This window comes from Schlesneria sphaerica, assembly GCF_044336245.1.
In the GTDB taxonomy this organism is placed as follows: domain Bacteria; phylum Planctomycetota; class Planctomycetia; order Planctomycetales; family Planctomycetaceae; genus Schlesneria; species Schlesneria sphaerica.
On the sequence record NZ_CP172346.1, the window covers coordinates 2505199 to 2526290 of the forward strand.

The window sequence follows — 21092 nt, forward strand, 5'->3', positions numbered from 1 at the left end:
AAATTTTTGCTGACCGTCTGAGTTCGTTTGTAGCGCGCGAGGCTTCATTTGATCGAACTGGCCCCCTCTGAGCACGGCGTCATTATTCCCGTAAAAGCACACCCGGGCGCACGCCGAAACGGAATCACGGGTGTTCACGATGGGGCACTGAAAGTGGCGGTCAGCCAGGCCCCTGAAAAAGGGAAAGCCAACGCGGCAATCACCAAGGTCCTCGCCGACTCACTCGGAATCCGGAAAAGCCAGATTCAATTAGTCAGCGGCCCCACCTCCGCGCTGAAAAAATTTCTGGTCAGCGACATCGACCCTCAGGAACTGAAGTCGCAGATCACCAGACTTCTCAGCAGCCTTCCCGAGTAAGCGACCGCCAGCGCTACGACCTCAGGGGCATTGCCTTCCTCAGCCCCGCCGGTGCCCAACCCTCACGTCAGACCCCTGATCATTCATCGAGCCAGGGAGTTCAAGTCCTGGTTCGAGCGAGGAGATTGCACCGCCCCCTCTCACCGGCGGCCTGACATCCCAGCGAGTGATCGGACACGAGCCGCACTGCCTGAGAATGAGCTCCCCTCTACACGCCCGCACCGTAACGGTCGGGATTGAATTCATTGCCGACTTCGGGCAGCCAGCGAAAGATCGCGCGCATAAAAAAAGGGGGCTGACTGAGCAGCCCCCCTCGCGTTTCCACTGTCGGTTACGCCTTCGCCCCGGCGATCACGCCGCGCGCTTTTTCACAAACATTGTCCACAGTGAAACCGAAGCGGCGGAGAATTTCTCCCCCGGGTGCAGAGGCCCCAAACGAGTTGAGCCCAATCACCTCGATCTGTGGACCGACATAGGAATTCCAGCCGAGAGTGCCACCCGCTTCGATCGCCAGCAGCGGAACCCCGGTCGGCAAGACCGACTCTTTGTATTCCGCCGACTGCTGAGCAAACAGGTCCGTGCTCGGCATACTCACCACGCGAGCCTGAACCCCTTCACTCGCGAGCCGCGCCTGGCTTTCAAGGGCAAGGTGAACTTCCGATCCGGTTGCAACCAGAATCAGGTCCGGCTTTGCGGACGACGCGGTCTCGGAGAGGACGTAAGCCCCCTGCCCGACTCCGGAAGTGAGTTTCGGATACTTGCCCAGGTCGAGAATAGGGAGCCCCTGCCGAGTGAGAATCAACGCGACTGGACCATCCTTCTTTTCAACAGCAACACGCCAGGCAGCGACCGTTTCGTTCGCGTCAGCCGGTCGCAGAACAACCAGCCCGGGAATCGAACGCAGACCCACAAGCTGCTCGACGGGCTGGTGAGTCGGCCCATCTTCGCCCATGGCGATACTGTCGTGCGTGAAGACATAGATCACGCGCAGACCATTCAGGGCCGCCAGACGAATGGGTGGCCGCATGTAGTCGCTGAAGACAAGGAATGTCCCACCGTAGGGAATCATCCCCTTATGCAGGGCCATACCATTCAAAATGGCCCCCATGCCGTGCTCACGAATCCCGAAGTGCATATTCTTGCCCGCGAAGTTGCCGGGCTCGAATTCTCCGCCCCCCTTGCGATAGGTATGCGTACTGGGTGCGAGGTCCGCGGAACCACCGATCAGCTCAGGCACCGCAGCGCCGATTGCGGCAATCGTCTTACCGGACGCCACGCGGGTGGCGATCTGGCCATCAGCAGGCGAGAATGTCGGCAGCTTGGTTTCCCACGACTTGGGAAGCTCCCCTGCCAGGACTCGCTGATACTCGGCCGCCAACTCCGGGAAAGCCTTCGCGTATTCTTTGAAGCGGGCGTTCCACTCTTCCTGAGCGGCGGCACCTCGCTTGGCCGTTTCCCGGAAGTGGTTGGCCGCTTCTGCGGGAACATGGAAGGCAGGCTCAACTGGCCAGCCCAACGCCTCTTTTGTCAGACGCACTTCTTCAGCACCGAGAGGCTCACCGTGGACCCCTGCCGTCCCCTGCTTATTCGGGCTGCCGAATCCAATCTGTGTTCGGACTTGAATGAGCGACGGTTTGTCGGTCACTTCGCGGGCCTTCTGCAAGGCCGCCGAGATGGCGTCGAGATCATTACCGTCCTCGACCTTCTGAACGTGCCAGCCAAAGGCGGCGAATCGACCCATGCGGTCTTCGGTGAAGGCGATATCCGTACTTCCTTCAATGGTGATCTCGTTGTCATCGTACAACACGATCAACTTGCCCAACTTGAGATGGCCGGCCGCTGACCCTGCTTCTGACGAAATTCCTTCCTGAAGATCGCCGTCACTGGCCAGCACGTACGTGTAGTGATCCACGATCGTATGACCAGGACGATTGAACTGAGCGGCCAGCGAGGCCTCGGCGATGGCCATCCCCACCGCATTCGCAAAACCCTGACCGAGCGGGCCGGTTGTCGCTTCCACTCCGGGAGTCAGGTGATACTCAGGATGCCCGGGGGTCTTGCTTTCCCACTGACGGAATCGTTTCAGTTCGTCGATCGACAAATCAAACCCGTTGACATGCAGCAGGGCATAAAGAAGTGCCGACCCATGCCCTGCAGACAGGATAAACCGGTCACGATCCGGCCATTGTGGATCCGCGGGATTCTGCTTCAGCGACCGATCCCAGAGGGCGTAGGCCATTGATGCGGCCCCCAGAGGAAGGCCGGGATGCCCCGAGTTGGCTTTCTGGACCATATCTACGGCCAGAAAACGGAGTGCATTGACACAAAGAAGATCCAGGTTTTTTGTGCAAGCCGGTTTCGATTCAGTCATGGAATAGCTCTTTGCAGTCTAAGTTCACCCCGCGGGGCGTCTGAAATGTGGCAAATTGGAGGCCGCACCGGACTACGACCGGAATACAGCAAGACGAGGCAACACGGCCGCATTTCACGGTCCCCGTTCCCCGAAAGAGGCAGAATTGTGACAAACGATATAGGGAAGAGCAATCCCCCACACTTCGGACGTGCGAAACAGGAAAATGATCAATTGTAAATCACTTATGGGTGACAACCTTTTCAGCCCCTTCCCCACAGGTCGGGACACTCAAAACGCTTCCATGGCTACTGAGCGATTGCCCACCAACTCGTGTCCATGTGTGGAAAATTTGTTTCCCAAAGGGGTGTAAGTTTTCCACGGTTTTGAACACGCGTTTCACTCCTCGAAGACGAAACCCAGCGACAAATTCGAGCCCTTTAGAAATTTTCAAAGTTAAGAAACATTTTCCGAAACATGCCCTTACTAACGTCTCAGACAGCATTTAAAGAAAGATCGCCTGCGGGCTGATCAATCTCGACACACTTTTGGTTTCGGGAGCAGACCTTGATGACCAGAGCCCCCGGACGCCGACGCGTAAGCCCCCTTCACGACCCACAAGTCGACAGGAAGAAGCATCACGACGTACACGCGTTGCCGCCCGTTACCAGCTGAAATGACTTGCAATACCCTGCTGAGAGTAGCCGGCGTGGAACCTTTGGAAGGGCTGACGGTGCGACAGGCTTCCCCTCTTTCGGGCGACATCGGACGCGACTCAACATCCGATGAACAATTCGTCCGGGCTGTTCAGAGATGAGCTGAAGACCATCGGGAAGTGACAAAACAAGGGGGCCGGGAGGGTCGCTCGAAGCTCTGTCATTCCGACTGTAGCCACATTCGACGAAACGGGGCACCCTGAGTCGCAACGTCAAATTGCGTCAAAAACAAAAGTCTTTTTTTATATATCGTCTCACCGATCGCCAGAACGATCGACATTGAACGGCCTCCAACCCCCCTGAAAAGTAGACTTATTCGCGCAACCGTGCATAGCCAACCTGAAGCCGATCTGAATTTGCGACAACTAGACAGGCCAGACTCGAAAGAAATGGAGGGGGAACATATACACTGGAATTGATTGTCGATTTGTCATTTCGACGTGGTCGAAAGACGGATTCGGGTTTGCGAACCGCACCTCCGCTTTCTGGAACGTCAATTGCTTGGCAGGTGTACTGCCCGAACATCATGCCAACTTTCGCGGTATCAGGATCTGATGAGCGCACTTGGTAGAAGAGTTTCCTGGGAGAGCCCGCGAAGGGCATCCCGTGATGACATGCGCCGGAAAACGCAACAGTCATCTGTGTCAGCTCTGTCTCGGTTGATGGTCGGGTTCACCGTATTTGTTAATTAAGGGCGATCTCGATGAACACATTGAATCCTATGCATTCTCTCACACTCCGACAGCAAGAGATTTACGACTTCTTGCGCGACAAAATTGTGACCCGCGGTTACGGTCCCACCGTTCGCGAAATTGGTCACAAATTTGGCATCAAGTCGCCGAACGGAGTGATGTGTCACCTGAAGGCACTGGAGAAGAAGGGGCTCATCTCCCGCGAAGCACACATGTCACGGGCGATTCAGTTGTCGAATCCCCCTCAGCTGCAGACGGTGCTCCCCTTCCTGGGCCAGATTACGGTGGGCGAGCCATTCCCTGCCGCCAACCCCGACGATCGCCTCGACTTCAGCGGACTGTTCACATCCCCCGAACTGTGTTGCCTGCGAGTCCGTGGTTCCAGCCTCAACGATGACCAGATCGCCGAAGGGGACACCCTGGTCGTTCACAAGCAGCCGTCGTTCCGTGACGGTGACCTGGCCGTGATCGCCTACGAAGATGGAACGATCGGCGTTCGCCGTCTCTACCAGGAAATCCACCGCGTCCGACTGGAATCGGTTCGCAAGACCGGAAATCCCCAGTTCGTCGACCGCGTTGTGGTCATTGGTATCGTGGTTGGCGTGATCCGTCAGTACTGATCACGCCCGGCAAGTCACCACTCAATTGCCAGCATCAGGCAATTGAGTCCGCTGCCGATACCGAGAAATCCGACCCGGTCCCCGCGAACGAGAAATCCTCGCTCATCGGCAATCGCCGCAGTCAGTGGAAGCGACACTGTGCCAATATTCCCCAGATAGGGGAAGGTGTTGAAGTCCTTGTCATGGGCGATGCCGAGGGCCCCCAGAACCTGTTCGCGATGCCCCTTGCCAACCTGATGGCAGATGACCTTGTCGATTTCGTCAGGCGAGAAACCGATTTTGGACAGGAATGAACGCCATGTGTTCATTCCCAGGTCGACGCCGTGCTTCAGTACGCTGATCGAATCGGTCTGCATAAACTGAGTGAACGCGTGAGACAGTTTCGCGGGTAACAGGCCGCTGACCTTCTGCTGGACCAGGTTGGGCAGCAGGTTTCCGAATTTCGTATGCGTGACGACGGAGGGCAATATCGCATCGACTTTGTTCACGGCCGCAGGGAGCAGTGATTCGAATCCCCAGCGGCAAAGAGCGTGATGCTCGGGTGCCGCTTTTGTCACGCCCCCCAGCAGCCGATGGGACTGTTCACGCGAGAACGACCCATCCGTCAGCAGTACCGCCACCGCCCCAGATCCGCCCGTCAGGGTCGCGAGGGACTTGGTGAAGGAATCCATCGACATCTCTTCAAGCAATCGCTGGATCGAATAGTCGATGATCTCCCGTGCAGTCTCGCACGACACCACCATCCCGGCACGAATCTGCCCAAGCTCAATGCGGTTGGCGATATCAACCATTCCGTTGAGTACCCCCAGACAGGCGTTGCTGACATCAAAGACCGAGGCATCCGGGCTGATCGTCAGGTTAGCAGCAACGCTACAGGCGGTCGCGGGTTCAAACTGTTCACGACAGACCCCGGCGTAGATCAGCACGCCGATATCCCGCGCGGCGACATTGGAATTCTCAAGTGCCCTGCGGGCCGCCTCCGTTGCTCCGTCGCTCAGTCGATGCCCTTCCGGCCACCAGCGTCGCTCATGAATCCCGGTCCAGGCTTCGAGCTGCCCCTTGGGAATCTTCAGCTTTTCATACAAAGGCTCGAGACGCTGCTCAATTTCCGTTGAGGTGACGATCACCGGTGCCAGTTCGTAGCCGATCGCATCAATGTAGACTCGAGAATATTTCATAGGACTAAAATCGGTCCCTATCTGGATTCCGTAAAGCACAAGGACGAACACCACTTTATCCGACAGACAGTGTGCGTCCATCGCATTTCACCTGATTCTACCGTATTCGTGGCTGCAAACCCCTGAAAAACAGGGCTCTTGCAGCCTGGTCACCACCAGAATTTTTTCTGATTTTGAAAATCAGCCACTTTCCATCGTGGCACCGAATCGGGACTGCTATCATCCTGACCTGTTGCAGTACTCCCCGAAGTCATTCTGGCGGAAACTGTGGTACGTGAAAATCTGTAAACATCTCATTCCTCGCGGTCAGCCCGTGGTGAGAACAACAAGGAATCTGGCAACGGTCGATCGAATGTGCCGTCATTTTCGACCAACCGTTGCACCGAAACAGTTATGGAAATTCTGCCTGCAATCGATCTGCGAGGCGGCTGCTGTGTGCGGCTGCGACAGGGTGACTATGCCCAGGAGACTGTCTACGGCAATGATCCGGCTGAAATGGCTCGACATTGGGAACGACAGGGAGGAACCCGACTGCACCTTGTCGATCTCGATGGCGCCAAGGCAGGCAAGCCCGTCAATGTCGATGCCATCAAGGCGATCGTCCGGGCCGTCAAAATTCCCTGCGAACTCGGCGGAGGTCTGCGTGACGAGTCCACCATTCGCTTCATGCTGAGCGAAGTGGGGATCGATCGGGTCATCATCGGCACTCAGGCACTCAAGGAACCCGACTGGTTTCGCGATATGACCCGGTTATTCCCCGGCCGGATTGCACTGGGACTGGATGCCCGCAACGGCATGGTCGCGACAGCGGGATGGCTGGATGTGTCGCAGACGTCTGCGATGGAACTGGCACGACAGTTCTCCGATCTGGAACTGGCCGCAGTGATCTACACCAACATTGCCAATGATGGAATGATGCAAGGTGTGGATGATGCCACCATTGATGAGATGATCCGACTGACGGAACTCGGATTCCCCGTGATCGCATCGGGGGGTGTCACCACGCTGGCGGATATCGAAAAACTGACTGCGCTTTCCCGTAAGCACCCTCGCTTGATTGGCGCGATCGTCGGACGCGCAATCTACGAAGGGACAATCGACGTCGCTGAAGCTGTCCGTATTGCCACCTAGGAACCATGAATCTATGTCGAATCCGGAAACTCCGCATCGGGTCGCTCCCAAGACTCTTCCTCGAGTACTGGGACTGGTCGACTCCACGGCACTTGTCATCGGTTCGATTATTGGTTCAGGGATTTTCTTGAAGGTGGGCAAAGTCGATCAGGCACTCATGGCCTGGGGATACTTGCCCATCATTGGCGTCTGGGTCTTCGTGGGCTTGATCACGCTGTGCGGTTCGCTGGCTCTGGCGGAACTGGCAGCAATGTATCCCCAGGCAGGCGGACCGTATCTCTACCTGCGTGAAGCCTACGGGCAACTTCCCGCCTTTCTTTGGGGCTGGACCGAGTTCTGGGTGATCCGAACCGGTTCTGTCGGGGCACTCGTTTGTGCGACAGCAATTTATCTGGACGAATTTCTGCGTCCATCCGGGGCGACCTCTTATCCGCTGGGTCATTACGGACAGTTCGCTGCATCGCTAATCATCATCACCGGCCTAACGGCCATCAACATCTTCAGCACCCGCTGGGGAGCCGCCGTTCAGAACGTCGCCACCGCTGCCAAGCTCGTTTTTCTAGCCCTGCTGATCGGACTCCCCCTGCTCATGGGAAAGATGAACCTGGAACATCTTTCGCCGCTTTGGGTCTCCTCCCCCGAAACGACAATCGCACCTGAAACGGATGTCGCCGTCGCTGAGACCGCGGATTCCGCATCACAGTCTGGACCGACATCGCGGACATTCCTGGCAGCCTTCGGTGTGGCCCTGATCGCTGTGTTCTGGCCCTACGACGGCTGGATCAATATCGCACCGGTTGCCGAGGAGATCCGTGAGCCGCAGAAGAACGTTCCCCGAGCTCTGGGGATCGGAATATTGACGGTCGTCCTGGTCTATGCAGGAGCCAACCTGAGCTACCATCTCGTGCTGTCGATGTCCGCCGTCGCCAACAGCACGACACTTGCCTCCGATGTCTTTCGAGTGCTGTTCGGGGAATGGGGAAGTAAGTTCGCCGCACTGGGCGTTTGCTGCTCAACCTTCGGAGCCGCCAATTCTAATCTGATCGCCGGCCCGAGAATCTATTTCGCCGCCGCTCGCGATGGTCTGGTCCCCAACTACATCCAGCAAGTCCATCCTCGATATCACACCCCCGCGAACTCGATTCTGATACAAGGAATCTGGACGGCGCTGATGATCATCGCCTTTTATGCGACCAGCCCCAATCCAAAGGAAGTCTTTGACCTGATCACCGATGCCGTCATCTGCGCCGGCCTGATCTTCTACAGTCTTGCCGTGGGAGCGGTCTACATCCTGCGGGTCCGGCGTCCTGCCGAACCTCGTCCCTATCGAACCTGGGGGTATCCCATCACTCCAGGACTGTTGATCGCCACTTATCTCCTCGCCCTGATCGGAACACTGATCGAACAGTGGGACAAGCTCATCTGGGTGCTCGCTCTGATCGCCGCCGGCATCGTCTATTACGCCCTGATTCCAAAGTCAAAATTAAAAGCGGACACCGCCGCAGAGTAACCCACCACAAAGTCAGAGTGCCCCATGCCGGACCCGTTGCACACGTCGGCCGGCGCAGAGCACTGCCGTGGTGTTCGATTTCCACATCCGGACGGAACAGGCCCGTTCTCATCCCGCCGTCAGCCAATGGTGTAGATGAACGGGGCCAGTGCCGACGACTGCACGAAGAACAGCACCATTCCCAGTACGAGCAGCAGCACCAGAATGGGCAGCAGCAGGTAGTGGCCTCGTCGTGCAAAGAATGAGAACGTTTCGGCGAAAAGCGAGATCAGCGGCCGCGACTTCAGACGGCGATAGGATACGGACGATTCCCGCAGTTCCTCGACAGGCAGGTCCTGCCAGGCAGACGTGACCGGAGGAGGTTCGGTCGTCCAGGAGTAGAATGGATTCGCATTCCCGTGTCGAAGACGCTCCCACCAGCCCAGCGGCGAGATGAGCAAAAAGTAAAACACCGTCAGCAGCAGCGTCATCACCAGCCGCCCCTGAAAATGGGCCAGAGACATCCAGATCCGATGCGGCCAGTAAAGGGCCTGCGGCAACAGCGTCCCGCACCCCATGAGACCCAGGCCGCTCAGCATCAAACCGTGCCAGAACCCATCGAGCGGACTGACCACACAGAACCAGCAGAAGCCCCCCAGCAGAAAAAACAGCCACCCGATCGTGAGTCCGAAGCTGGTTAATTGGCGGATCTCGTCCCGCTCACGTCGCTCGGAAAGTTGACGGAGATACGGAAAGGCGCTGAATGATGCCTGGAACTCAGTCGAGTTCGAAGCGTTGAAGCCATTGGGCACGAGCGGTCTCATCCAGGGGAGGGGAGGGTTGACGGGTCCGTTCCAGATAACGATTGCCAACAATCAGGGAGTCAATTTCCGTCGCCATGAAACAACGATAGGCGTCCTCAGCCGTGTTCACAATGGGTTCGCCACGGACATTGAATGACGTGTTGACAATCACACTGCACCCCGTCTGCTGCTTGAACGAGGTCAGCACGCCATACACGAACGGATTTCGCGCGGGGTCGATCGTCTGCAATCGAGCCGAGTAATCCACATGCGTAATTGCGGGAATCTGCGAGCGCGACTGCTTCAGCAGGTCGATGCCGAACAGCTTCTCGTCAGAAACTTCTTTACGCTGCGACTGCGTCACAGGGTAGACGAGCAGCATGTAAGGGCTTTCCTGGCGGCAATCGAAATACCGGTCGGCATCTTCGGCGAGCACCATCGGAGCAAACGGCCGGAATGACTCTCGAAATTTGACTTTCAGATTCATCCGCGTCTGCATGGAGTCGGATCGCGCGTCACCCAGAATGGAGCGGGCTCCCAGAGCCCGCGGCCCAAACTCCATTCGCCCTCGCGCGACGGCGACGACTTTCCCCGCCGCGATATCCGTTGCGATCCGCGTCTGCAACTCGGACTCGTCCAGCGCGTCCCACACCGCCCCCATCGCCTCAAGCACGGCATCATCAACAGGCGATTCCGGAGGGATATCCGGTCCGAGAAAAGCTCCATGCATGCCATCAGGTTTGGCTGTCAGTCGCGGTTGATTTAAGTCCCGATGCCAGAAACTGAGAGCGGCACCAAGTGCTCCCCCCGCGTCCCCTGCGGCGGGCTGAGTCCAGATCTGGTCAAAGGGACCAGCGGTCGACAAGTGCCCGGTCGCGACACAGTTCAGTGCCACGCCCCCCGCCAACACAAGCTGGTTCATGCCAGTCTTGTAATGGATAAATCGTCCCATACGCAGCAGGGCCTCGTTTATCACCACTTGAATACTGGCGGCCAGATCCATTTCCCGCTGAGTGATCCGTGTCTCGGGCTGACGAGGTGGCCCTTCGAATAACTGGTGAAACCTGGCCGTTGTCGAAACCAGTCCGGTGGCGTATCCGAAGTAATCCTGATTGAGCAGCATGGTGCCATCATCCATCAGATGGACAACATGCTGAAGGATACGTTCCGCATAGAGTGGCCGGCCATACGGAGCCAGCCCCATCAATTTGTACTCGCCGCTATTGATCTTGAAGCCACAGTAGTACGTGAAGGCCGAGTAAAGCAGCCCCAGGGAATTGGGGAAGCGAAGTTCCTGCTTCAGTTCGATCTCGTTCCCGGTCCCGACTCCCCACGTGGCTGTCGACCACTCCCCGACACCATCCACCGTCAGAATCGCAGCCTGCGAAAAGGGAGAGGGATAAAAAGCACTGGCCGCATGCGAGCGATGATGATCAACGAAGTCGATCTTCCGGTCGATCCCCAGTTCCTTCGCAATTTCTTTTTCAAGCCACAGTTTGCGGGTGAGCCAGTCGGGCAGAATGTGGATGAAACTGCGCAGTCCTCGAGGGGCAGTAAACAGGGATGACATCATCAGACGTTCGAAATGAACGAGCGGCCGCTCATAGAACACGATGTGATCAACATCTTCGATCGACAGACCCGCGAAATGCAGGCACCATCCCACGGCGTGATGAGGAAACGACGAGTCCCCCTTCACCCGCGTAAATCGCTCTTCCTGTGCCGCTCCCACGATATTGCCGTCGATTACGAGTGCCGCGGCCGAATCATGGTAATAAGCGGAAATCCCCAGGATCGACGTCATTTCTCACCTTCCGATCGAGAAGAGGAAGGTTGAGCAGGGACTAACATCAGTCGCAACCGGCGATCATCGGAAGAGACGTCAGCCTTCAGCAGAATCACCGCGACGTCACGTCGGGCCAGCCCATCGGGAATCACCCAGTTGAGCTCCGTTCCCTTCGCGGTCCCCAGATCGTGCCATTCACCCGTGTCGTAACCCTCATCCGGATCACACGTCGAGATCCAGATCTGAGCCGACCTCAAGCCGGATGAACTGAGCCTGATTGCATCGAGGGATTGCGGCAGTTCCAGCGCCATCAGCGTCGTCGGAATCCCGAGCGGCATCGTCGGCAGGAATTTTTCCGTGCGAGGATAGTCCAGTTCCCACAGCCCCGCTTCGACAAGCGGGCTCACGTCAAGATCGTAAGGCAACCAGTCGTTAATCGTCAGTCGGGGCGGCTCCAAGGTGCGTGGGCCGAGTACCTGCGGAAAGTCCCGCTCGAGCCGATCGGCCGTCTGCCGAGCGAGAAATGCTGTCGTTCGCGGACCGGGGTGTCCGTCGGCGGGATTGATTCCCCACACCAGGGAATTGGGCCCGGTCGACTCGGCATCGGGAAATTGCTGGACGAACGTGTCGAGAGAATTAAGCACAGGAACGCCGGCCGCTTCCCACAAAGGGACCACTTTGTCGTACGAGAACGCGAATCGTGATCGGATGGGTGCTTCGGGGAGTGTCACGAAAAGAGCAGGTGTCTGGGACTCGTTCATAAAACGGCCGACATCAGCAACGGTCTGCTGATAGCGTTCAAAATTTTCCCCTTCATGGATGCGGTTCAGCCAGTCGTCGTACGAGTACCCATACTCCGGTCCTACATAACTTTTGGCCAACTTGTCAGCACGACGGGATTTGAACAGTTCCCAGAGACGGGGAATGAATCGCTCGAGCACCTTTTGAATTCGTCCCGGAATCGGCGGCGCGAGCTGGCTGGTGTGAATCTGTTTAACCAGGCGTTCATCCGGATCGTTCGTGACGAACCCCCACAGAATCAGATCAGGGTGGAAATCAGGGACGACTCTGCGAGCCAGCTCAAGTTCATCACGAGTCGACATTCCTGAACATCCGGCCGCGATGACTTCCACGTCGTGGTATCCGCGACGCTTGAGTTCGATCGCCAGTTGCCGCCACCACAGATGATTCAGCGTCAAGTACGGAGAGCCCCAGACGAATGAATCTCCCATCACCAGCAGGCGATGTTGAGTGCGGCCCTGTTTTTCAACCGGGTGTCCCAGCCAGGACCGGACACCGCAGGGCCCTTCTGGCTTTGGTCGCTCGTAGGCGATCTGACGGTCTTTTTTCTCGTGATTCGCGATGACGATCTGGTTATGGCGTTTCCAGTCATCAGATGCGATCAGGCCCCGTTTCTCCAGCCGAGCCAGGATCCAGTGATCGAACACGAGTGCGGTCGCGACCACGATCAGCAACGAGATCCCTGCCGCGCGCAATGAAACCCACGGAGCAACTCGCCAGGTTTTCCGTCGCCATCGGAAACTCATCCACGCCCGCATTTGCGAAAGGGATCCTCAAATACCAGAAGATTCGTTGCTCGACTAAGGCCTGCGAGGATACTGGCTTCGGCAGAGCGGCGAAAGCCTTGAGGCGAGCAGCGGCTTGACTCCACAACACGGGCTACTCCTCACCGCGAGAACACTTTGGAACAATCAGGGGGATAAAATTCCGAACCCGTTTCTCGGCTCCTGTGTCGGACTCTCTCGTCGCCCTTGGCGTGGGGGCACATTCTCTTCAATGAAGTTCTGTGATGAGTGACGCGGAGTTGGACGGGTATGTCACTGATTAGTGATGAAACATCTGATCGATCGCCTAACCAGTGACGTGCATCGAGTTACATTGAGTGGATCACTCGCTCGACAGAGTGCTGCGAAGCAGGATCTTTTCACATCCACTTGCCGTTAAAATCGGTTCAATACATACTCCCCAGTCCCCTTTTTCCCGCCGCAAACTCGAGTTAGGTTTTCATAGTGTCTTCGGCAACCGAATCCTTCGACGAACGCCCCCTGAAGTGGGTTCCCGGCAGCTATCGAGAACTGATTGCCGTTGCGCTGCCGATGGTCCTCAGTGCCAGCACACAGTCGATGATGCACGTCGTAGATCGTATTTATCTGACCTGGTATTCGAAGGATACCGTCGCTGCGGCACTTCCTGCGGGGATTCTGTTCTGGTCGTGCCTGAGCCTGCCGTTCGGGATCATCTCGTACCTGAACGCGTTCGTCGCACAGTACGACGGAGCAAGAAGGCCGGATCGCGTTTCCGCTTCGGTCTGGCAAGGAATCTATTTCGCGACGTTCTGCGGCTTGCTGCTGTTTCTGCCTGCCCTCTGGTCAGACTCGTTTTTCAATTGGGTGGGGCATTCCGAAACGGTGTGGCCACTTGAAGCCACTTATTTCCGCTATCTGTGTACCGGTGGACTCGCTGCGCTTCTGCCTGCGGCTCTTTCCTGTTTTTTCAGCGGGCGAGGACAGACGACGGTCGTACTGGCGGTCAATGCGTCTTCGGTGTTTGTCAACGCGGGACTCGACTGGGCCATGATCTTCGGCCGTGGACCATTTCCCGAAATGGGCATCGCGGGTGCGGCGACCGCCACAAACCTGGCGAACCTCTATGCAACGCTCTGTTATGCAGCTCTGATGTACTATTACTCTGTCCACGGACCGTACCAGTTCTCCCGCCACCGTCGCTTTGACTGGACGCTGATGAAGGACCTCTTTCGGTTTGGGGGACCCAGTGGACTGCAAATGTTCCTTGATGTGGCGGGCTTCACGGCATTCATCATGATCATCGGCCTGATCGGGCCACATGAACTGGCCGCGACCAATATTGCCTTCAATCTGAACACCCTTGCATTCACTCCAGTGATCGGCGTCGGGATTGCTGTCTCCACTCTGGTGGGTCAGCGGATCGGGGAAGGTCGACCGGAACTGGCCAAAGCAACTACCTGGAAGGGCTTTGTGTTCGGCGGTGGGATCATGCTGTTATGCGGCTTTATTTACGTCGTGTTTCCTCAGGTTCTGCTGGTCCCGTACGCCCTTTACGCAGATGGGGATGACTTTTCTGCCACCAAGGACGTTGTGATCGTGCTCCTACGGTTTGTCGCTCTTTACTCGTTCTTCGACGCGATGGCAATTATCTTTGGGTCCGCTATCCGTGCAGCGGGTGATACTGTCTTCTCAATGATCGTCACGTGTGTTTGTGCCTGGGGCCTGCTGGTCATTCCGACCTACCTGACCTGGGAGTTCTATGGAAAAAGCCTGATTTTGAGCTGGGTCTGGTGTTCCGTTTACGTCATCACGCTCGGGTTTGTGTTCCTGGCCCGGTTTGTTAACGGCCGGTGGATGACAATGTCGATTATGGATCACGCTCCGGTCGAACACAGCGAGCCTGTCGCCACGGTCGAACCCCGTCGGCAACTCGACCACATTTAAAACCTCAGCGTCCGTGCGGCAGGATCAGCCAGATTCCATGGCCCACTGGCGATTTCTGCAGGAGTTTGTGATCATGTCAACGGGATTGAGCTCGCAGCACGCGGTTTATGTCGGCAGCTTCGACCCCCTGACGCTGGGTCACGTCGACATCATTCGCCGCGGTGCCTCAATCTTTGAAAAACTGACGGTCGGAATCGGGATTAACCCCGAGAAGCATCCGCTGTTCACACCGGATGAACGCCTTTCGATGGCTCTGGAAGTCCTGAAACCACTCAAGAACGTCCAGGTCCGTTGCTTCGAAGGGCTGACCGTCGAATTCGTCCGCCAATGCGGGGCTCGCGTGCTGCTTCGCGGTATTCGATCGCTGTCCGACATTGAAACCGAGTTCACGTTTACACTCGCTAACCGGGCGATTGAACCCGATATCGACACGCTGTTTCTCATGGCCAGCGAGCACTTAACTCACGTCTCGAGCACATTGATCAAACAGGTCGCTCAGTTGGCAACAGGCAGCGTGAGGGGCAAGCTGGCCGAATTTCTTCCTTCGGAAGTCGTCGAACCCATTTTGAAGAAGTACCAGCGTCCCGAATAGCTCAGAGACGAGACTCTGCCATCGTCCATGTGTCCGTGACCGTTCGTGACCGTCCGACGCCAGCCCCTTATTCGACATCTTCTACGATCCGGTCACTCAATTCGGTGAGGATCGTCACCTCCACGGAAATGACATGCGCGGGGGATTTGAAAAACAGTTCATTTGAATCCTCAACTTAGCTCCCGCCCCCGGGGCAAGCTGAACTGTAAAGCTGGAGCGATCCACTTTCTCTACCTTCGAGCCGTTCGTTACGGACTCAAAATGATGTTCGGCGTACGCACCCGCCTGAACGGTCACATCCCGGGAAAACTGCTGATCAACGTTCACCAGTGTCACAGTGACGTGGCTGTCCGACATCTCATCGACCAATGCCGCCACACCGTCCGGAAGGCCCGCCCGGCGTTTCTCGGGATCAAAATACCGTAAACGGCAGAACAGCGCCGAACCGCTTCGGCCTGGCGGAAGACCACCCAGCATGAGTTCCACCAGCGAATTCACACTGGCGGGATTCAACGGCAGAGGATCATCAGCCAGACGGGTATCCGGTGTGGTCGGGTCATTGCGAATGCCGTCGACCTGATTGCGGATCCGGGTCAGGTCCGCCAGCAATGCCTGCTGCGGATAGTCCGGATTCGTGCCGTTCAGAAACCGAAACCAGGCATGATCGGAAACGCGTGCCAGATCCTGCTCTTTCATCGAAAGGTAAGCGATCTCGTAGGCGCCTGCCGAATACTTTTCGGGAACATAGTCATACCAGCCCTCTTGACCGTACATGCGGGGGTACAGCGTGACTCCGGCTTCGACTTTGGCGTTCCGGTTCACGGCATCGATCTGCCTTCTCCATCGCTCAAGATAGCGATCATCCCCCGTCAGCAGGTAGGCATTCAGAAATCCCTGCAGCCCGGCATGATGCTGATTGCGACTGGCCATTGTCTTTGATGCAGGATCATAAACAGTGAATCCCCAACCATAGACCCCGCCCCACCAGTGTCCCCCCGCGTCACTGCCGATCCTGCCATCCAGCCCCACGTTTGTCGGGATCAGATCACCATTCTCTTTCATCCGGTCATGCCAGGCATCGACATATTCCAGTAACCACTCCCGGTACTTCCGATCTTGTGTCACCAGATAGGCATTCAGCGCCAGTGTCGTCGCTTTCAGATTTTGCGGATGATCCCCCACGGTGTCGTTGTAGTCTTTGAAATGCTCGAGCATTTGAGCATACGTCGACTCACCATGTTTAGGCCGGAAGCGGTTCTCAACTTCAATCGGATCACCAGCCCAGTCGAGCCCGGTCGTTTTTCTCAGCAACGGACCTCGACTGCCGTTGAACATACTGCGAATGATCTTGTGGTCTGCATCGTAGTTCGGCGCGCCGGGATCCTCATTCAGGTAGAATCCCGCATAACGTTTGACGCGCTGCAGGAATGCAGGATCCTGAGGATCTGACAGTCCCTGCAAGTTAAAGACGACCAGTCCCTCACTGTTATGCAGCCAATCCATCATGACAGGGAACTCTTTGAAGTACATCCCGTCGCGGGCCAGCGGAACATCCACGGTTTTTGCCAACGTGTATTGTCGAAGATGGCCTTCCCACGCTTTTTTATACATCGCAAGGACGTCGTCATCGCCCCCTAACGCATGCACGAGCGGCCAGTCCAGACAGCTTTCGATTGCATCATCGGGTCCGTCATCACCGCCCCATCGCTCAACACACAGCAGCCAACCCCGTTCGTCAAAGTACTTGTCGAAGAATTCGCGGCAGGCGCTCGCATTCTGTCTGAGCAGTTCACGCTCCAAAAGAGCCCAGTAGGGAGGATGCATCGGAGTGTCGACGACGATGCTGGGCGGGGACGCGAGAAGATTCGGAGCCGTACCGGCGACCGCCAGACCGAGAACTGCTGCCGTCAGCAATCGCACTACGTTCAAGTGACTCTTCAACCTGTGCCTCGCATCGCGCAAAGGGTTCATAGGTGCTTCCTGTAAAGGATTAGTCCATTGATTGACGGCAGCCCGGAAATTCAGCATCGACGCGACAACGATCCGTTCATCGATCGTGCCCACAAAAACCTGGCAGCAGCAACGTTGTCATCCGCCCGGGCACAATCCTATCCACACGGCCGCTCCGGCGCAACCAGCATGAGACAGTAGTCTTTTGTCCCGCGCTACGGGTAGAATTCGTGTCAATTCTCATCTGAAGCTGGTCAGCCCAGATAAAGAGAGTTTTCACGAGAACGAACTGCTGCGGGAGAGCCATCGATGCGGTCAAGAGCCTGGAGTTGGACAGTCTTCATTGCATGCTTTGCAGTTTCCTTGGCCCCCGCTCTGCAGGCGAATGCCGCATCGATCGAAGAAAATATCAAAGCGATCAAGTCCGTCGGTCCGGAAGGAGCCCGTCATTCCGCAGCGATCGCCGCCGTCAAAGAACTGTCGCAGGCGCCGACCGACGCGTTGCCCGTCATCCTCAAAAACTTCGAAGATGCCAATCCGCTTGCCGTAAACTGGCTTCGATCCGCCGTCGACACCATCGCCGATCGAACACTGAAGACCACGGGAAACCTTCCCGCTAAGTCTCTCGAAAGCTTCGTCAAAGACACCGCTCGTTCCCCCGAAGCTCGTCGACTTGCGTATGAATGGCTGCTGAAGGTCGATGCCACCGCATCTGATCGGTTAATTCCGGGAATGCTGCAGGACACCAGTTCCGAGTTTCGGCGCGATGCTGTCGCTCGATTAATGGCACAAGCCACCAAAGCACATGAACAGGACGACAAAGAGACCGAACGGAAACTGCTGACCACCGCACTCTCCGGCGCGATCGACGATGATCAGGTGAAAGAGATCGTGAAACCGCTGCGGGAACTTGGCGAGACGGTTGATCTGCAAAAACACTTCGGTTTTCTGACAAAGTGGTCTCTGATTGGTCCGTTCGATAACACCGACAAGAAAGGCTTCAATATCGCCTATCCACCCGAACGCGAATTGAACCTGAAGGCCAAATACGTGGGCAAAATGGGCGAGGTTGAGTGGAAAGAATACTCAACGGACGATGAGTACGGGATCCTCGATATCGCCAAGAAAACGGAACCCTTCAAAGGCGCGGTAACCTACGCGACAACCACCTTTGTTTCCGATGCAGCACGGGACGTCGAATTCCGTCTGGGAACTCCCAATGCCTGGAAAATCTGGGTCAATGGCGTGCAGATCTTCGGACACGAAGAATATCACCGGGGTTCCTTCCTGGACCAGTACAAGGTCAGCGCGAAGCTGAAGCCAGGTCCGAACACGATCCTGCTGAAAATCTGCCAGAACGAGCAAACCGATGACTGGGCTCAGGCCTGGACATTCCAAGTTCGCGTCTGCGACCGTTCCGGTGTCGCGATCACTCCCGCAGAAGCCACAACCTCCTCAACCAAATAATTCCGATGAGGAACTGGCAATAGCACCCTCTCCACCGCGACGGCGGTGCCATACGTGGAGATCAAGCGCGAACGTTCTTCGCAGAACTGTGTTTGACCCCTCTGCGACGGACGTTGAACAGGGGCGTTTTCTTTTTGCGTCACAGCGTTTCACGGAGTAATCCGTCGGCAATCGCGCCCCTGATCAGCGGTCCGTCGACGGCCCTTGCAGTGAAATTATTCGGGGTTATTCCCGCGGACGATGGTCTTGGGAGAAACTCCATTGTGAGTTTGGGATCTCATTTCGGCGTCTTTCAGACCTTTACTGGGACGGACCGCTCCCCCCAGTCCCAGAACTTCCGGGTTCCTCGCGATCTTATCGCTGAACTCACGCAGATCCCTGAGAATCGGGTCCAGGTTCTTGAGCAGGACATTGGCAGACTCGGTTGAGCGAACCAATTGATTGTGCAGCGTGGGATCAGCGATAAATTTATGCAGCGTCCCGTCCTGCTGATTCACCTCCTTGGCGAAGTGATTCAGTTCCGTCAGGAATGCGTCCATCTTCCCCAAGACACTATCGACCTTGGACACCACTTCGTCGCCACGTTGCCCGAGGGGCTCTGTTACCTGAGAGAGATTCACGAGATTCCGGTTGAGACTGTCGATCATCTGACGACTTGACGCCACTGCCAGCCGCGTCTCATCCACCGTGGCTTTCGTGGTCGTGACGAGCTTCGGCAGACCAGTCAATGTTTCCCTGACCGCCTGCTGTGAGGCGGGGTCAGCCGCCACCTTGTTGATGGTCGCGATCAACTGGTTCGCAGTCTTCATCGTCGCCGTGAACTGGTGCAGTGACTCCGCCGCGTTCTCGACGATTTCCGTCAGGTTACCTCGCCGCGTCTCCATCAATTGATTCAGATTCCGGGCTACGTTCCGCCATTCCTGGCTGGTTTCGCTGAAGGCACTGAGCGAATCGGTCGTTCTGGCCTCCAGTCGCTGTACCATCACCAGTGGGTCGACGGCAGTCTGCCCTGGCAGTCGGCTGCCGGGCTTCAGAATTTCCGAGTCTGTTCCTCGGACAAATTCAATCGCCGACTCCCCCAGCAGTGATCTGGTCACGACGGCGCGGGTGTCTTTGGGGAAATCGATCCCCTCCTGAATGTCGACGATGACGTTGACGCCCCGCCCCTGTTTATCGAGTTCAACCTGTTTGACCGTACCGATATTCAGGCCGCACAACAGGACGGGCGCAGTGGGGTAGAGTCCCGTGCCGCTATCGAGTTGGACGACCAGAGGGTAGCTCTTCTTCCAGAGATGCTGCACATCACCAAAGCAGACCACCAGTCCAATACAAATCGAGAGAGCGACCGTGACCAGCACACCGACTCGAAACTGGAGTTGCCGTTCCGTGGCCATGATTTTCCTTCTTAAACGACAGTCACTGCATAGATCTGCTGAGACGGATCGGGATTACCCCGCATTCCGGCGCGGATCGAGTTCACCTCGCACGAATCGAGCGACGCGGGGATCCTCGCACTCAAAGACGTCTTCCTGCGTACCTTCAAACACCAGTTGTGACTCCCCCGCTCCCAACCGGGCCAGCGGGTAGAACATGACGACGCGATCAGCGACACGGCTAACGGTTTTCATGTCATGTGTCACCACCACACTGGTGACCTGACGGCGGGCCTGCGTCTGCTCGATGAGTTCGTTGATGACCTCGCTCATCACGGGATCCAATCCCGTTGTCGGCTCATCATAAAAGACAATGTCAGGCGACATCGCCAGAGCACGCGCCAGCCCGACTCGCTTTTTCATTCCCCCCGAGAGATCGGACGGTTGCTTCCGTGCGGTACTCTCGGGCAGTCCCACTTCCCGAAGCCGCTCATGGACGATGTCACGAATTTGCGATTCGTTCAGCATCGTATTTTCACGCAGGCCGAAAGCGATGTTCTCGAACACATTCATGCTGTCGAAGAGAGCCGCTCCCTGAAACAAATACCCCAGTCGCAGTCGATCACGTCGCCGCTCAGCAGGACTGCGGTCACTCACGGGTCGGCCATCCCACAAGACATCTCCCTGCGTCGGGTTCAGCAACCCCGCCAGCAGTTTTGTGGTGACACTCTTTCCGCAACCGCTCTCACCGATGAGGACCAGTGTTTCCCCTCGTCGTACTTCCAGCGAGATGTTGCGGAGGACCTGTTGAGTTCCGAACGACTGAGACACGTTGCGAAGTTCCATCGCCAGTGTGCTGCCCCGGGCCGTTGCCGCTGCCGGACGGCTCGCGCGAGAACCAGTCGTCATCGGTCGGTGGGATGCCTGAGCCAACGATGGAGTTGGCGGGAGTTGTGAATTGGCGGAGAGTCTCTCGGTGACCTGTAACCCCGGTAGCGAGGGAAGCGACGCGGCATGGTCCGCCGGGTCGCGGTTCGACGAGGTTTCGAGCTGAGTTGACTGTTCGTGATCCATCACAATCGCTGACATCCATTCCA

The 21092-nt window shown here is 56.8% G+C and carries 15 protein-coding genes; 7 read left to right on the forward strand and 8 right to left on the reverse strand.

Annotated features, from left to right (window positions below; all coding sequences use genetic code 11):
* Positions 1-48 precede the first annotated feature (48 nt).
* Positions 49-357, forward strand: a complete 309-nt coding sequence (locus ACGY09_RS09195) for a DUF167 domain-containing protein (RefSeq protein WP_397571311.1) — start codon at positions 49-51, stop codon at positions 355-357.
* Between the two features lie 331 nt (positions 358-688).
* Here ACGY09_RS09195 and tkt read toward each other — a convergent pair whose 3' ends face one another.
* The gene (gene tkt, locus ACGY09_RS09200; RefSeq protein WP_397571312.1) at positions 689-2728 is read right to left on the reverse strand and encodes a transketolase; all 2040 of its coding nucleotides are present in this window, start codon (positions 2726-2728) and stop codon (positions 689-691) included.
* Positions 2729-4144: 1416 nt separating this feature from the next.
* Here tkt and lexA point away from each other — a divergent pair.
* Positions 4145-4735, forward strand: a complete 591-nt coding sequence (lexA, locus tag ACGY09_RS09205) for a transcriptional repressor LexA (protein ID WP_397571313.1) — start codon at positions 4145-4147, stop codon at positions 4733-4735.
* Between the two features lie 14 nt (positions 4736-4749).
* Here the strand turns inward: lexA and ACGY09_RS09210 are convergent, their stop codons facing one another.
* A complete protein-coding gene (locus ACGY09_RS09210) occupies positions 4750-5913 on the reverse strand; it encodes a 3-oxoacyl-ACP synthase III (protein WP_397571314.1) in 1164 nt (387 codons plus the stop codon).
* A gap of 393 nt (positions 5914-6306) precedes the next feature.
* Here ACGY09_RS09210 and hisA point away from each other — a divergent pair, with 393 nt between their 5' ends.
* Positions 6307-7044, forward strand: a complete 738-nt coding sequence (hisA, locus tag ACGY09_RS09215; protein ID WP_373650558.1) for a 1-(5-phosphoribosyl)-5-[(5-phosphoribosylamino)methylideneamino]imidazole-4-carboxamide isomerase — start codon at positions 6307-6309, stop codon at positions 7042-7044.
* Between the two features lie 13 nt (positions 7045-7057).
* Positions 7058-8554 carry an APC family permease gene (locus ACGY09_RS09220; protein WP_397571315.1) on the forward strand — a complete coding sequence of 499 codons (1497 nt, stop codon included), beginning with the start codon at positions 7058-7060 and terminating at the stop codon, positions 8552-8554.
* A gap of 119 nt (positions 8555-8673) precedes the next feature.
* Here the strand turns inward: ACGY09_RS09220 and ACGY09_RS09225 are convergent, their stop codons facing one another.
* The 3 genes from ACGY09_RS09225 to ACGY09_RS09235 are packed head-to-tail and all read right to left on the reverse strand — an operon-like array spanning position 8674 to position 12669.
* Positions 8674-9345 carry a DUF5989 family protein gene (locus tag ACGY09_RS09225; RefSeq protein ID WP_397571316.1) on the reverse strand — a complete coding sequence of 224 codons (672 nt, stop codon included), beginning with the start codon at positions 9343-9345 and terminating at the stop codon, positions 8674-8676.
* Positions 9311-11140, reverse strand: a complete 1830-nt coding sequence (locus ACGY09_RS09230) for a carbamoyltransferase (protein WP_397571317.1) — start codon at positions 11138-11140, stop codon at positions 9311-9313. The genes ACGY09_RS09225 and ACGY09_RS09230 overlap by 35 nt, the downstream gene beginning before the upstream one ends.
* Positions 11137-12669 carry an SGNH/GDSL hydrolase family protein gene (locus ACGY09_RS09235; protein ID WP_397571318.1) on the reverse strand — a complete coding sequence of 511 codons (1533 nt, stop codon included), beginning with the start codon at positions 12667-12669 and terminating at the stop codon, positions 11137-11139. Before ACGY09_RS09235 ends, ACGY09_RS09230 begins: the two co-directional genes overlap by 4 nt.
* Before the next feature lie 483 nt (positions 12670-13152).
* On the opposite strand from ACGY09_RS09235, the gene ACGY09_RS09240 reads away from it, so the two are divergent.
* Complete coding sequence (locus tag ACGY09_RS09240; RefSeq protein WP_373650553.1) at positions 13153-14613, forward strand: MATE family efflux transporter; 1461 nt, start codon at positions 13153-13155, stop codon at positions 14611-14613.
* Between the two features lie 73 nt (positions 14614-14686).
* The gene (gene coaD / locus ACGY09_RS09245; protein ID WP_373650552.1) at positions 14687-15205 is read left to right on the forward strand and encodes a pantetheine-phosphate adenylyltransferase; all 519 of its coding nucleotides are present in this window, start codon (positions 14687-14689) and stop codon (positions 15203-15205) included.
* 114 nt (positions 15206-15319) lie between these two features.
* Here the strand turns inward: coaD and ACGY09_RS09250 are convergent, their stop codons facing one another.
* Positions 15320-17176 carry a hypothetical protein gene (locus ACGY09_RS09250; RefSeq protein ID WP_397571319.1) on the reverse strand — a complete coding sequence of 619 codons (1857 nt, stop codon included), beginning with the start codon at positions 17174-17176 and terminating at the stop codon, positions 15320-15322.
* Between the two features lie 288 nt (positions 17177-17464).
* On the opposite strand from ACGY09_RS09250, the gene ACGY09_RS09255 reads away from it, so the two are divergent.
* Positions 17465-18622, forward strand: a complete 1158-nt coding sequence (locus tag ACGY09_RS09255) for a hypothetical protein (RefSeq protein ID WP_397571320.1) — start codon at positions 17465-17467, stop codon at positions 18620-18622.
* Positions 18623-18837: 215 nt separating this feature from the next.
* Here the strand turns inward: ACGY09_RS09255 and ACGY09_RS09260 are convergent, their stop codons facing one another.
* Entirely contained in the window at positions 18838-20016 is a 1179-nt protein-coding gene (locus ACGY09_RS09260; protein ID WP_373650549.1) for an MlaD family protein, read from the reverse strand.
* A gap of 54 nt (positions 20017-20070) precedes the next feature.
* The gene (locus ACGY09_RS09265) at positions 20071-21069 is read right to left on the reverse strand and encodes an ABC transporter ATP-binding protein (RefSeq protein ID WP_397571865.1); all 999 of its coding nucleotides are present in this window, start codon (positions 21067-21069) and stop codon (positions 20071-20073) included.
* Between the last annotated feature and the right edge of the window lie 23 nt (positions 21070-21092).